Origin of the sequence: Nocardia sp. NPDC019323, assembly GCF_044389845.1 — a bacterium.
GTDB classification, from domain to species: Bacteria; Actinomycetota; Actinomycetes; order Mycobacteriales; family Mycobacteriaceae; genus Nocardia; species Nocardia implantans.
In genome coordinates this window covers 869573-883404 of the sequence record NZ_JBIRYN010000002.1, presented here as the reverse complement: position 1 = coordinate 883404, position 13832 = coordinate 869573, and the positions used below count along the sequence as shown (strand labels likewise).

13 protein-coding genes are annotated in these 13832 nt (G+C 70.7%); 6 read left to right on the top strand and 7 right to left on the bottom strand.

The genetic code is table 11. The features are described 5' to 3' along the window. Positions 1-129: 129 nt before the first annotated feature. Both ACH49X_RS11445 and ACH49X_RS11440 read right to left on the bottom strand, forming a co-directional pair. Positions 130-837 carry a hypothetical protein gene (locus tag ACH49X_RS11445; RefSeq protein ID WP_357109134.1) on the bottom strand — a complete coding sequence of 236 codons (708 nt, stop codon included), beginning with the start codon at positions 835-837 and terminating at the stop codon, positions 130-132. A 168-nt stretch (positions 838-1005) separates the two neighbouring features. After that, positions 1006-1725, bottom strand: coding sequence for a MerR family transcriptional regulator (locus ACH49X_RS11440; protein ID WP_357109131.1), 720 nt, complete (start codon positions 1723-1725; stop codon positions 1006-1008). 168 nt (positions 1726-1893) lie between these two features. On the opposite strand from ACH49X_RS11440, the gene ACH49X_RS11435 reads away from it, so the two are divergent. Then, positions 1894-2361, top strand: a complete 468-nt coding sequence (locus ACH49X_RS11435; RefSeq protein ID WP_357109128.1) for a DUF6194 family protein — start codon at positions 1894-1896, stop codon at positions 2359-2361. A 147-nt stretch (positions 2362-2508) separates the two neighbouring features. Further along, complete coding sequence (locus tag ACH49X_RS11430; protein ID WP_357109125.1) at positions 2509-3495, top strand: aldo/keto reductase; 987 nt, start codon at positions 2509-2511, stop codon at positions 3493-3495. A 36-nt stretch (positions 3496-3531) separates the two neighbouring features. Here the strand turns inward: ACH49X_RS11430 and ACH49X_RS11425 are convergent, their stop codons facing one another. The 3 genes from ACH49X_RS11425 to thiO are packed head-to-tail and all read right to left on the bottom strand — an operon-like array spanning position 3532 to position 5592. Next, on the bottom strand, positions 3532-4311 hold the full coding sequence (locus ACH49X_RS11425) for a thiazole synthase (protein WP_195080801.1): 780 nt from the start codon (positions 4309-4311) through the stop codon (positions 3532-3534). Next, entirely contained in the window at positions 4304-4522 is a 219-nt protein-coding gene (thiS, locus tag ACH49X_RS11420) for a sulfur carrier protein ThiS (RefSeq protein ID WP_195080802.1), read from the bottom strand. Before thiS ends, ACH49X_RS11425 begins: the two co-directional genes overlap by 8 nt. Next, a complete protein-coding gene (gene thiO, locus ACH49X_RS11415) occupies positions 4519-5592 on the bottom strand; it encodes a glycine oxidase ThiO (protein WP_357207283.1) in 1074 nt (357 codons plus the stop codon). The genes thiS and thiO overlap by 4 nt, the downstream gene beginning before the upstream one ends. Before the next feature lie 57 nt (positions 5593-5649). Between thiO and thiE the strand changes: the two genes are divergently transcribed. After that, a complete protein-coding gene (thiE, locus tag ACH49X_RS11410) occupies positions 5650-6348 on the top strand; it encodes a thiamine phosphate synthase (protein ID WP_195080804.1) in 699 nt (232 codons plus the stop codon). Positions 6349-6357: 9 nt separating this feature from the next. Here the strand turns inward: thiE and ACH49X_RS11405 are convergent, their stop codons facing one another. Next, on the bottom strand, positions 6358-7050 hold the full coding sequence (locus tag ACH49X_RS11405) for an NUDIX domain-containing protein (RefSeq protein WP_195080805.1): 693 nt from the start codon (positions 7048-7050) through the stop codon (positions 6358-6360). Positions 7051-7227: 177 nt separating this feature from the next. Here ACH49X_RS11405 and ACH49X_RS11400 point away from each other — a divergent pair, with 177 nt between their 5' ends. The 3 genes from ACH49X_RS11400 to ACH49X_RS11390 all read left to right on the top strand — a co-directional run bounded on the left by ACH49X_RS11400 (position 7228) and on the right by ACH49X_RS11390 (position 12546). Then, entirely contained in the window at positions 7228-8592 is a 1365-nt protein-coding gene (locus ACH49X_RS11400; RefSeq protein WP_357109118.1) for a hypothetical protein, read from the top strand. Next, positions 8589-9566 (top strand): glutamate ABC transporter substrate-binding protein, encoded by a 978-nt coding sequence (locus tag ACH49X_RS11395; protein ID WP_195080807.1) that lies wholly within the window; start codon positions 8589-8591, stop codon positions 9564-9566. Before ACH49X_RS11400 ends, ACH49X_RS11395 begins: the two co-directional genes overlap by 4 nt. Positions 9567-10311: 745 nt before the next feature. Further along, positions 10312-12546: a tetratricopeptide repeat protein gene (locus ACH49X_RS11390; protein ID WP_397069743.1), complete on the top strand. Its 2235-nt coding sequence runs from the start codon at positions 10312-10314 to the stop codon at positions 12544-12546. Here the strand turns inward: ACH49X_RS11390 and ACH49X_RS11385 are convergent. After that, a complete protein-coding gene (locus tag ACH49X_RS11385) occupies positions 12543-13748 on the bottom strand; it encodes an acetate kinase (protein WP_357109111.1) in 1206 nt (401 codons plus the stop codon). The genes ACH49X_RS11390 and ACH49X_RS11385 overlap by 4 nt on opposite strands. Positions 13749-13832 lie beyond the last annotated feature (84 nt).

The following is a 13832-nucleotide window of genomic DNA, read 5'->3' as shown; positions in this document are numbered from 1 at the left end:
GCATTCCGCAAATCACCGGCGCGCGCGTCGGTAATTAGTGCCGAGTTGGATCATCCTCGAGGATGAGGGGAGGAATCGGGCACCCCTAAGGGGCGTGGGGGTCCCATACCGGGATGGTCGTAGCGCCGGTCAGCGCAGTTCGTGTGCTCGAGCGAGGTCGATGTCCCGGCGGCCGAGCAGTTCGGCGACATGGAGCAGTGGCGCGACGTAACCGGGGATCGTGGTCGGATCGCGCAGCGCTCCCGACGTTCGAACGTAGGTGAGCAGCTCGGCCCCGGCGAGGGTCCACGGCGGGACCGCCCTGGCGACGTGCGCGCCGATCAGCGGCGGACCCAGCAGTGCTTTCGCGCAGCCCGGATCAGCGGTGACGACTTTGTACCGCGAGTCGAACAGGGCGTTGCCCGTCGCCGTCGGCTTGTCCCCGAAAAGGGCGCGTCCCATCTGGGACAGCAGGCCGCGGGGAACCACCCCGATCGGCGGATACATCCGATCGAGCAGGACGAGCGCCACGACGAAGTGATGGGTGGTGGTCGTGGTCGTGGTGGTGCCGGTCGTCGAGGAACTGCTCGACGACGTCGTCCGGTACGAGTACTCCGCCACCGTCACCCAGCGGCCACCGAGTTGCCGGCTCAGGATCACGCCGAGCCCGCGCGAGTTGTGGCCGGGTAAGCGCGCGGTCCACTGGGCGCGGCCGGATTCGGCGAACGTCCATCCGTTCGCCGCCGCCCACTGCCGGATGGCCGCCTTACGGGACTTCTCGGCTCGAATCGACAGCGGAATCACCACGGCCATCAGCACGACGACCGACACGAAGATCATCACTATCAGCACGCCCATGGTCGGTCCCGCTTCCCATTTACGTTCTCACTGCGCAGATGCTGTCTCCCGGTCGAGACGACCCTTTCGTCAGGATGGGGGAGCGACCTTCCCGCAGCTTGGAAGATCCTGGCAGCGCCGTTCGAGCAAATCCTCTGTAAACAGGATCGCGGCAGGGCCGTGGGACGTTTACAGCGCGAGCACGCCGGCGAGCGCGGCGGCCGCGTCGAGCAGGGCGCGGGAGCGTGCCGTGATGCTCGCGTCCCGGGCCGCCAGCGCCGCCTCCACGTCATCGGTTCGGTGGCCGCGCGGCAGATCGGGCATCAAGGTCTTCAGCGTGTCGACGCGGTATCCGGCCCTGCGCAGCTGATGGACGATCCTGGCATCCCTGACCTGGGCGGGCGAGTACCGTCGCGTGCCCTGCGGGGTCGCGCGATCCGGGACAACGAGTCCCTCCGCGTCCCAATGCCGCAGTGTCGACGGGCGCACTCCCAGCGCGGCGGCGAGTTCGGCGACGCTCATCGCGTCCGATGGCCGCACGTCGGCGATCGGTTCGGCGGAGATCACCTCCGCCGCCCGCTTCGCCAAGGCCAGATCGGCGCGCTCCCGGTCCAGCCGGGCATGTGCCGCGTCGAGCAGGGCGAGCACCTGGGCGAACGGTTCCTCGTGGGCGGCGCGGACGATGCGCTTCGCCTCCACCGGACCGACGCCCGCCGCCAGCGCCCGATAGGCGAGCGCGGACCGCACATGCACCTCGCCGTATCTGCGATAGCCGGTGGCAGTGCGCATCGCCGTGGGCAGGACCCCGTCGCGTTCGAGGTTGCGTATCTGCTGCACGGAATACCCGGCCCGCCGCGCCACATCGGCCGTGCGCAGGAACGGGGCGAAAGGAACCCCGCGTTCTTCCATCCAGCAGCCTCCAGGAACGCTCGATCCGCGGCCGTGCCGCCCCGGTGAGGCCGCCGAGCCTCGGGCTGCCCGACTCGGCATGCATCAGCCAGTTGAGAGTTGACACTCCATATTGCGGCATATCCGCGTCGAAGTCTCCACAAGCACTTCAATGAAACGCTGGATGCCATGACCATCGAAGAGATCATCGCCTTCGTATCCGGCCTAGAGGGCGTCCTGACACTGCGCCCAGGCCCCGGCGACGGCTCCCCCGAAATCAGCTGGGGCGATACGTTCTTCTACTACTCACCGGACGGCGTGGTGCCGAAGGCGACCCAACCCTTCGCGACGATCGTCACGAAGAACTACCCCGGCGACGAGAGTTCCGATCTCAACCGCCCGAACACGTTCCGCGTCAACATCGCCGCAGGTAAAGAGGCCTTCACCCACTGGACCGGCCACACCCCCCGCGAACACCCCACCCCGGCCGATCCCAGCGCGGTAGACACGGTGCTCCCCCACCCCGTCTACGCATCCGCCGCGTGGCTGGCAGTCATCAACCCCGGCCCCCGAACCGCCGAACCCATCCGCACCCTTCTCCACACCGCCTACGAACTAGCCCGCACCCGCCACCAACGCCGCCCGGCTCGCGCGTAGCGGCCCGCGAGTGGCACATGGTTGCGGCGAAGCGCGAGAAGGGTCTCCACCATGTGCCACTCGCGGGAATCGATACGGGGTTTGACATGGAGCGCACTCCAGCTTTTAGCGTCGGGGGCGACGGATTCGAGTGCAGGAGGTAGCAGTATGAGCGACATTCGCAGGCGGCAGCTCGGCGAGTTGGCGGTATCGGCGCAGGGTCTCGGGTGCATGGGTATGAGCCACGCATACGGCGCCGCGGACGACGAGCAATCGATCGCGACGCTGCACCACGCCCTCGACCTGGGGGTCACCTTGCTGGACACCGCCGACTTCTACGGCGCCGGGCACAACGAGGAGTTGATCGGGCGGGCGATCGCCGGGCGCCGTGACGACGTGGTGCTCGCCACGAAATTCGGCTTCGCCAACCGCTTGGGCGAGCCCACCCGCATCCGCGGCGACGCCGTCTACGTGCGACAGGCATGCGAGGCTTCGCTGCGCAGGCTCGGCGTCGACCACATCGACCTCTACTACCTGCACCGGGTCGACCCACAGGTGCCGATCGAGGAGACCGTCGGCGCGATGGCCGAACTGGTGCGGGAAGGAAAAGTCCGGCACCTCGGGCTGTCGGAGGCGAGCGCGGACACCATTCGGCGCGCGCACGCGGTGCATCCGATCGCCGCGTTGCAGAGCGAATGGTCCCTGTGGACGCGCGACCTGGAGGCGGAAATCGTCCCGGTCTGCCGCGAACTCGGTATCGGCGTGGTTCCGTTCTCCCCGCTCGGGCGCGGGTTCCTGACCGGCCGGTACAGCTCGGTGGACGCTCTGGCGGACAACGATGTGCGGCGCAGCCAGCCGCGCTTCGCCGACGGCAACCTCGAACGGAACCTGGCGATCGTCGCGAAGCTGAACGAACTCGCCGCCGAGAAGGGCGTCACCGCAGGGCAGCTCGCGCTGGCCTGGGTGCAGCACCGCGGCGAGGACGTAGTGCCGATTCCTGGCACCAGGCGGCAGCGCTACCTGGAGGAGAACCTCGCCGCGCTGACCATCGACCTGTCCGCCGACGACCTCGCCGCCATCGAGGCCGCCGCCCCGCCGGAGCAGATCGCGGGCGACCGCTACGACGCGACGAACCTCACCTTCGTCAACGGCTGAGTCCCGAACCCGGCGTCGGCGACTCGACTCGACGCCTCACAGCGCCGGGGACGACGCCTGGGCCCAGAACCGTTTCGGGATTCGTCCGGCCAAGCGCGCCGCGTAACCGGCGCGCACCGCGTCGGCCATGGCCGCGGCCATCAGCTCGGGGCGCTTCGCGCGGGTCACGGCGGTGGCGAGCAACACCGCCGAGCAGCCGAGTTCCATGGCGAGGGCGGCATCGCTGGCGGTGCCGATGCCCGCGTCCAGGATGACCGGAACGTTCGCGTCGGCGACGATCATCTCGATGTTGTGCGGATTGCCGATGCCGAGGCCGGTGCCGATGGGCGCGCCCAGCGGCATCACCGCCACGCAACCCGCCTCTTCCAAGCGGCGGGCCAGCACCGGGTCGTCGTTGGTGTAGGGCAACACGACGAACCCGTCGTCGACGAGCTGTTCGGCGGCGGTGAGCAGTTCGACCGGGTCGGGCAGCAGGGTGCGCTCGTCGGCGACCACCTCGAGCTTCACCCAGTTGGTGTCCAGCGCCTCACGGGCCAGCTGCGCGGTGAGCACCGCCTCTGCCGCGGTGCGGCAGCCCGCCGTGTTCGGCAGCGGCGCGATGTCCAGTCGTTTCAGCAGGTCCAGTACGCCGGTGCCGCCCGCGGCGTCGATGCGCCGCATGGCCACGGTGGTCAACTCGGTGCCGGAGGCGATCAGCGCCTCTTCCAGGACGGCGAGGTTCTCCGCGCCGCCGGTGCCCATGATCAGGCGGGAACCGAACTCCCGGTCGGCGATCCGCAGTGGGGCATGCGCGGACGCCGCCGCAGCCTCAGCCACCTTGGACCGCCGTCAGCACCTCGATCTGCCAGCCGCGCCCGACCGGTTCGTCCCAGCGGGACTTGGGGAACACCGCTCCGTCCACCGCGAGCGCGACGCCCCGGCACGGCAATTCGAGGCGTTCCAGCAACTCGCGCACGGTCAGCGACTCGGCGAACTCGTGCTCCTCGCCGTTCACCGTGACACCGATGGGGACGGATGACAGCGTCATCGTATTCCTCCTACAGTCGTCGAAAAGCGTTGCGGGTCGGCTACTTCCGCTTCGGGCAGCGTTGCCCCGCCGAGCAGGCCCGCCACCGCGTCCACCGTGAGCGGCATGGTCAGCATGCCGTTGCGGCCGTGCCCGGTGGCCGCGATGATCCGGTCGGTGAGCCTGCCGATCAGCGGCAGGTTGTCCGGGCTGCCTGGCCGGGAACCGGCGCTCGCCTCGGCGAGCTCGTATTCGCCGATGCCGGGGAACACCGCCTCCGCGTCGGCGATCAGGTCGCGTACGCCCGCGACGGTGACCGCGGTGTCGAAACCCGCCTCGTACTGCGTGGCGCCGACGACGATCCCGTCGCCGCGCGGCACCAGGTACACCGCGCGCCCGTGCACCCTGGCCCGGATCACCCGGCGCGGCGCGGGAGCGACGCCCGGCCGGTGCCGCAGGCGCAGGATCTCGCCCTTGACGGGGCGGACCGGCAGCTCCGGCCACAACCGGGCCGATGCGGCGCCCGCGGCCAGCACGATCTGGTCGTGCGGAAGTTCCGTCAGCGAGTCTACGGACTGCGCGCGCACCACGACGCCCGCTGCCTCCGCCGCCTGCCGCAGCGCGGCGACCAGCTTGCGATTGTCGATCGCGGGTTCGGCGGGCGCCAGCAGCGCGGCGCGCACTGTCCTGGCCAGGCCGGGTTCCAGCTCGCGCACCCCGGCACGGTCGAGCAGCCGCAGCTCGTGCCCGCGCGCGCCGACCCAGTCGGCCACCGTGCGCAAGTCGGCCGCGTCGGCCGCGTCCAGCGCGAGGGTCATGGTCTCGTCCGCCACGAAGACCGAGACGCCGGTCGCCGCCGCGAGTCGGGCGGCGAACTCCGGCCAGCGGGCCAGCGACGCCGCGCCGAATTCGAGCACCCGGTCCTCGCCGGGCCAGCCCTCCGACAGCGGCGCGAGCATGCCACCCGCCACCCAGGAGGCCCCGGTCGCGATCGCCGGATCGAACAGCGTGACCGACCAACCGGCCTCGGCGGCCCGCCCGGCCACGGCGAGCCCGATGGCGCCGCCACCGACGACGGCCAGAGTCCGCATCCGATCCACCTGCCTCCTGTTTCGCATCCCCACGGTAGCGCGGCTACGGTCGAAGGCGTGCAACCCTCCCACCCCAATCGACCCGCCTCGCCGCGGGAGCGTCTGGCGAACGCGCGGCTGTATCTGTGCACCGACGCCCGCCGGGAGAAGGGCGATCTGGCGAAGTTCGCCGAGGCCGCGTTCGCAGGCGGAGTCGACATCATCCAGCTCAGGGACAAAGGATCACCGGGCGAGGCCAAGTTCGGCCCGTTGGAGGCCAGGGCCGAGCTCGGCGCGCTGGCCGAGCTGAAGGCCGCCGCGCGCAGGCACGGCGGGCTGGTCGCGGTGAACGATCGCGCCGACATCGCGCTGGCCGCGACCGCCGACGTGCTGCACCTCGGGCAGGGCGACCTGCCGCCGTGGTACGCGCGCCGGATCCTCGGGCCCGACGTGGTGATCGGACGATCGACGCACAATCGCGCGCAGGCCGGACTCGCCGCGATCGATGAGCACATCGATTACTTCTGCACCGGTCCCATCTGGGCGACCCCGACCAAACCCGGCAGGCAGGCGGCGGGCCCCGAGCTGGTCCGCTCCACCGCCGACGCCCATCCCACCCGGCCCTGGTTCGCGATCGGCGGGATCAACGCCGACAACCTCGCGCAGGTGCTGGAAGCCGGAGCGAAGCGGGTCGTCGTGGTGCGCGCGATCACCGAGGCGCGAGATCCGGAAGCCGCGGCGCGCGAACTCAAGACGGCGCTGCTGGCGAACGGGTGAGCGCCACGGTCAGGAAAGCACCTGTCCTCGGGTGAACGAGAGCGCGGTCTCCACGGCCGTGTTCCCGTTCGACGCGGGCTCCGCGGCCTGCGCGCCGGGCTCGTCGACGATCCTGGCGTAATCGCCGGGCCCGCCCGGATCCGAGTGCAGCCAAACGAAACCGAGATCGGCGAGGTCGAGCGTGCGCGGCAGCGCGGCGGCGACGGCTCGATCGTCGCCGAGCTCGGCGAGCAGCACCCGCGCGGGCGCGGCGCGCAGGGTGGGCCAGGACGCGGCGAAACCGGGGTGCAGCGGACGGGCCTCGACCTCGTCCTCCGGGACCCAGGCCAGCTCGAGGCTCTCGCGATTGCTGCTGGTCGGCAGGGTCATCACCGCGTCGGCGACGACCGTGGTGTAGGTCCAGCCGCTCAGCGCCGACGCCGTCACCCGCTCGCCGCGCACCCGGACGTCGGCGGGATCGATGCCCGCCTCTTCCCACGCCTCGCGGACCGCCGCGTGCACCGGCGTCTCGTGACTGTCCCGCGCGCCGCCGGGCAACGCCCAGGTGCCGCCTTGATGACTCCACGGAGCGCGGTGTTGCAGCAGCACCGCCGAACCGCCACCGGCCAGCGGAGCGCGCAGGAGCAGTCCGGCGGCGCCGAAGCGCCCCCAGTGCCGCAGTCCGTCCGGGCCATGCGACCACCCGTCACCGTCACCACGCATGTCCTACCCATCCTCGTCCAGCCGCGGCAGCGCCTTCTCCTCCCAATCGGGGGTGTTTCACACGCCGCGGCGCCCGTACGACCACAATAAACTCCGCACCAACACGCACGGATCGATCGGATATCCGGTCCAGCCGTCGAGAAATCCGCGTACGCGGCCCAAACTGGGGAGGTGGACATGGCTAGCTCCGAGCCGACGACGGCCGAACTCCGGCCGTCGTCCGCGCCAGAGCCCGCCGGTCGAGACGATCCGGGCGGCCTGAGCGTCGCGGTGGTGCGCGAACGTCTCGACCTGGCCAATCTGCGTTCGTTCGCCAATTCCTCACCGGGACGGCTGATCGCGCTCGGACTGCTGCTCATCGGGTTGTGCCTGGCCGCGGGCTCCGTCACCGCGGGGACGGTCGGTGATCGACAGCACGACCTCGACGTGTTGCTGCGGGACACCGAACCGGACGCGCACTCGGCGCTGCGGCTCTACACCTCGCTGTCGATCGCCGACGCCGCGGCGAGCACCGCCTTCATCGCGGGCGGGCTGGAACCACAAGCGGTGCGCGATCGCTACACCCAGGCGATGGGCGAAGCAGCCGCGGAATTGGTGACCCAATCCGACGCGGCGACCGATCCGGATGCCCGGCTGCGCACCGGCATAGTCACCGGCCTGCCGGTGTACTCCGGTCTGGTGGAAACCGCACGGACGAACAACCGCAGCGGGTATCCGGTCGGCGCCGCGTATTTGAGCGAGGCGTCCAACCAGATGCAGACCAAGCTGCTGCCGATGGCCGAGGAACTGCACAATCATCGCTCGGCGGCGGTCACCACGGCGCAGCGCAACCACGTGCGGCCGCCCTGGTCGGCGATCGGCCTGCTGCTGCTCACCCTCGGCGTGCTGGTCTGGGTTCAGCGTGATCTGGCGCGCCGCTGGCGGCGGGTGCTCAACCCCGGCCTGGTGCTCGCGTCGGTGGCCATGCTGATCCTGCTGGCCTGGACGGTGATCGCGGGCTCGGTGTCGGCGGCGGCGATGATCAGCGCCCGTGACGACGGCGCGGTGCCATCCTCGCGCTTGACCGAGAGCCGGATCCTGGTGCAGCAGGCCCGGGCCGCGGAGACCTTGAAATTGGTGCGCCGCGACGCGACCGGCGACTACGACCGCACCTACGACGCGAACATCGAACGGCTGGCCGATCTGATCGGCAACTACCCGGGCTCCGCCCCCGCGGCGAACGAGATGCGCAATGCCGTACCGGCGCTGGCGCGCTGGCGCGTGGCGCACCAGCGCATGAACGACGCGCTGGCCAAGGGCGATTTCAACAGCGCGGCCGTGGTGGCGACCGGCCCCGGCTCGGCGGACGTCACCGTGCAGGTGGAGGCGCTGGACCGTTCGCTCGAGCAAGGCGTCGCCGCGACCAGGGACACGCTGCGGGACAAGATCTCCCATGCCGCTCGCATCCTGGACTTCCTGGGCGCGGGCGCGATGGTGCTCGGCATTCTGGCGGCAGGCTATGTCGGACTGGGCATCTGGCCCCGGCTTCGGGAGTACCGATGAGATCCGCGCGCGGCATTCTGGTGACCGCCCTCGTCGTGGTGACGCTGGCGAGCGGCTGTGCGAGCGATACCGGCGCGCCGGTGTCGAGCAAGACGCCGAAATACACCGATCCCCCGTTGCCGGCCAAGGCCGTTCCGGTGCTGACCGATTCGCCGGTCCCGCCTGCGCCGGGCGCGTCGCGGTGCGGGGACCCGACCGCGAGCCTGCGTCCGACCGGAGCGGGCGCGCGTGGCCCCGCGATCGACGCGATCCGGGCGCGGGGCAGGCTGCTGGTCGGATTGGACACCGGCAGCAATCTGTTCAGCTACCGCGATCCGGTCTCCGGCGCCATCGTCGGTTTCGACGCCGATATCGCCAGGGAGGTGGCCCGCGATCTGCTCGGCAGCCCGGATCTGATCGAGTTCCGCAGCCTCGGCTCCGCCGAGCGGGAGTCGGCGTTGCAGAACCGCACCGTCGACCTGGTCGCCAAGACCATGACGATCAATTGCGAGCGGCGCGAGAAGGTCACGTTCTCCACCGTCTACCTGCGCGCCAATCAACGGGTGCTCGCGGTGAAGAACTCCGGGATCCGCAGCCTGGCCGATCTGGCGGGTCGCCGGGTCTGCATCGTCTCCGGCACCACGTCGCTGGAGCACATGCGCCGCAACCAGCCCGCCGCGACCATCCTCACCGTTCCGAGCTGGGCCGACTGCCTGGTCGTGCTGCAACAACGCCAGGTGGACGCGGTCAGCACCGACGATGCCATCCTCGCGGGCCTGGCCGCCCAGGACCCGTACACCGAACTGGTCGGCGCCAGCATCAGCGAGGAGCCGTACGGCCTCGGCATCACCAAGGGCAACGACGACCTGGTGCGCTTCGTCAACGGCACGCTGGAACGCATCCGCAACGACGGCACCTGGGTCGGGCTGTACCAGAAATATCTCACCGTCCTCGGCCCCGTCCCCGCTCCGCCCGCCCCTACCTATCAGGATTGACGGGCCGATGAACACACGGTCCGCCCCCGAGCCCGACCCGGACGAGAACGCCGCGGGAGGGCCCGGCCCGGCCGCCGTGTGCGAGGGTGAATCCACCGCGTCGGCCGGGCGACAGCAGGGACAGGAGGCGGCCGAACCACCGCGCGCAGACCACGCGAGCCCGCGCCACCTGGGGTCTCGCCCCGCGGGGACGGGGCGGCGCGGAAGGATCGACGACGCCGAACCTCTTGCGCCCGAAGAACTCCAGCACACCACATACACGCCGATCGGTCGCGCGGCCACCGCGTTCGGCACGGTCGCCTGGAACCGCGCCGAAGACACGGACCCGCCCGACGACGCACCGGCGATACCGAACCCAGCCGCCCCGGCCGCCGGGGAATCGACCTCCCCCACCGATGACGCGCAGGCGAACCCGAACCAGGCCGCTCGCGAAGCCGCAAAATCGGCCCCGCCCACCGACGACGCACCGGCGACGCCGCACCAAGCCGCACCCGTCACTGGGGAATCGGCATCCCACACCGATGACCCACGCCACCGCACCCGCACGGAACAGCACGGCACGGCCACGCGGGACAGCGCGCGGGACGCGAAACGCGAAGCGTCGTCCAAGGACGCGCAACAGTCGGCAGCCGAGGCGGATTCGGACGCGACCCGACCGCAGACGAACCGACCGGAAGCGACGTCGAGCACGGCCGCATGGTCGCCCGATCCCACCGGACGCCGACAGCCACCGGAAGCGGTGGATATCCAGGGCACGGCTGCGCACGAGCCGGCGACCGCAGCAACATCGGACCAGACGCGGCGCACGGACTCCGAACCCGCGTCGGCTCCGCAGCGCACCTCCGGACGCAGCGTGCGCACCGCGCGCACCCGCCCGGCGGTCCGGCGACTGGGCGCGGGGCTGGTGCCGATCCCGACGGTGACGCCCGCCGATCCCCGCGACGCCGTCCTCACCGACGCGGTGGTCTCCGAGGGGAGGCGATTCTGCTGGCGCTGCGGCAAACCGGTCGGCCGGGCGACGGCGACCAGGCCCGCGACCACGGCGGGCACCTGCGCGACCTGCGACGCGCCCTTCGATTTCCGGCCCACGCTGTACCCGGGCGACATGGTGGCCGGGCAGTACGAGATCCAGGGCTGCATCGCGCACGGCGGACTCGGCTGGATCTATCTGGCGATCGACCGGAATGTCAGCGACCGCTGGGTGGTGCTCAAGGGCCTGCTGCACGCCGGTGACGCCGAAGCGCAGGCGGTCGCCGTGGCCGAACGCCAATTCCTCGCCGAGGTGGCGCATCCCAGCATCGTCAAGATCTACAACTTCGTCGAGCACACCGGCGCGGACGGCACGCCCGTCGGCTACATCGTCATGGAGTACGTGGGCGGCCGGTCGTTGCGCGACATCCTCGACTCCTACGAACGCCCGCAGCGCATGCCGGTCACCGAGGCGATCGCCTACCTGCTGGAGATCCTGCCCGCGCTGGACTACCTGCACTCGACCGGGCTGACCTACAACGACCTCAAGCCCGACAACGTGATGGTCACCGATGATCAGGTCAAACTGATCGATCTGGGGGCCGTCGCCACTATCGAAGCGTACGGAAACCTGTATGGCACCAGGGGGTTCCAAGCGCCCGAGATCGCGCGTACCGGCCCGACCATCGCCTCCGACATCTACACCGTCGGACGCACGCTGGCCGTGCTCACCTTGAACATGCCCTCGGAGCACGGCCGCTATCTCGACGGCCTGCCCGAGCCCGACGATCAGCCCGTGCTGGCCCGCTACCAGTGCTTCCATCGTCTGCTGCTGTGCGCCACCGACCCGGACCCCCAGCGCCGCTTCCCCTCCGCCCGCGCGATGTCCGCCCAGATGTCGGGCGTGCTGCGGGAGATCCTCGCCCAGGAGACCGACACCGAGCACCCGCAGCTGTCTACGGTCTTCACGCCGCCGCGGGCCAGTTTCGGCACCGAGGAACTGATCAGCCAGACCGACGCCTACACCGACGGCCGCCCCCGCAGCAGCTTGCTCGATGCCCCGGACGTGGCGGCGGCGTTGCCGATTCCGCTGCTGGACCCGGCCGATCCGTCGGCCCCCCTGCTCTCGGCCGCCGTGCACCCCGACCCCGCCCACGCGCTGGAGGCGCTACGGCAGGCACGCGAGCGAGCCGAGGCCGATCCGGGCAACGCCCCGAAGTCGCTCGATCTGGAACTCACCCTCGCCGAGGCGCGGGTGCGGCTCGATCTGCGTGAGTCCGCCACGGTCCTGGACCTGCTCTCGCGACTGCCGGAACGCGATTGGCGAGTGAGCTGGTATCGAGGCATGGCCGAACTGCTCGACCGGGAGTACGAGCGCGCCTTCACCGACTTCGACGAGGTCTTCCGCGTGCTCCCCGGCGAACTCGCGCCGCAACTGGCGCTCGCCGCTACCGCCGAACTGATCCTCCAGCATTGGGATTCGCCGGACCCCGAACAATGGCGCAGTTACGCCGAGCAGGCTTACGAGACCGTCTGGCGCACCGACCGCACCGTGGTGAGCGCCGCTTTCGGGCTGGCCAGGCAACTGGCGGCGGACGGGCGGGTGGACCAGGCCGTGCGGGCGCTCGACGCCGTGCCCGCCGCGTCGCGGCATTTCACCACCGCGCGGATGACGGCCGTGCTGCTCATGGTCACCGCCGAGCCGGTGGCCGAACTCGACGAGGCGACCCTGCACATCTCGGCGTCCCGCGTGCTGAGCCTGCCCGCGGGCGAGAGTCGCGTCGCGCAGATGCGGGTGCTGGTGCTCGGCGCGGCCCTGGCGTGGCTGCAGGCGGGGAACACGCCGAAACGTCCCGATGCCACGCTGTTCGGCGCGCCGTTCACCGAACGGGAACTGCGAGCAGGCGCCGAAGCGGGCCTGCGCTCGCTGGCTCGCGGAGCGCCCAACCGCAGGCATCGCTACGCGCTCGTCGACCTGGCCAACTCGATTCGCGCGAAGACCTGGATCTAGCCGTCGACCACCTGCCGCGCGGCGCGTGCGATGGCCAGTTCCTCGTTGGTCGGCACCACGAGCACCGCGACCTGCGCGCCGGGCGGGGAGATACGCCGCGCGGCGCGGTCTTCGGCGGTATTGGCCGCCGGATCGACCTCGATGCCGAACCCGCCGAGACCGGCCAGGGCGTCCGCGCGCACCTGCGGGCTGTTCTCGCCGACTCCTGCGGTGAAGGTGATCGCGTCGACGCCGCCGAGTTCGATCAGGTACGCGCCCAGGTAACGCCGCAGCCGATGGATGTACACGTCGTAGGCCAGCCGCGCCGCCTCGTCGCCACTGTCGATGAGGCGGCGCAGTTCGCGGAAGTCGTTCACGCCGGACAGGCCCTTGATCCCGGAATCCCGGTTGAGCAGCGTGTCGATCGCATCGATGTCCAGGTGCGCCGACCGCGCCAGGTGCGCCACGATGCCGGGATCGAGATCACCGGACCTGGTGCCCATCACCAGGCCTTCCAGCGGTGTGAGGCCCATGCTGGTGTCGATCGGATGCCCGCCGCGGATGGCCGACGCCGACGCGCCGTTGCCGAGGTGGAAGACGATCTGCCGCAGCTCGGCGGGATCGCGCCCGAGCAGCTCGGCGGCACGGCCGGACACGTACTCGTGCGAGGTGCCGTGGAAGCCGTACTTCCGGATGCCGTGCGCCGCCGCTACTTTGGCGTCGATGGCGTAGGTCTTCGCGGCTGCGGGCAGGCCGTGGAAGAACGCCGTGTCGAACACCGCCACCTGCGGCACGCCCGGCAACAGCTGCCGCGCGCTCTCGATCCCGGCGACGTTGGCCGGATTGTGCAGCGGCGCCAGCGCCGCGAGTTCGCTGATCGCGGCCACCACGCCGTCGTCGATCAGGGTGGGCCGGTAGAACACCTCGCCGCCGTGCACCACCCGGTGCCCGACCGCACGCACGCCTTCGCGCACCAGATCGTGACCCGTCGCGGCGAAGGTGTCGAAGATCAGTCGCAGCCCGGCGGCGTGATCGGCGATCCGCTCGCGGCGCTCGGTGGTCTCGCCGTCGGCGCGATGCTCGATCCCGCCTTCGTCCTCGCCGATCCGCTCGACCATGCCCGATGCCGCGACCACACCCGAATCCGGGTCCACCAGCTGGTATTTGATGGACGATGAGCCGGAGTTGATCACCAGCACCATGCCTTCGGCCGTCTTGCTCATCACGCCTCCTGTGTCGCGCGCTCGCGTCGCACTCGCTCGGCAACCACGATCACGACGCGCTTGTTCCGCGACGCGCACGCGCCG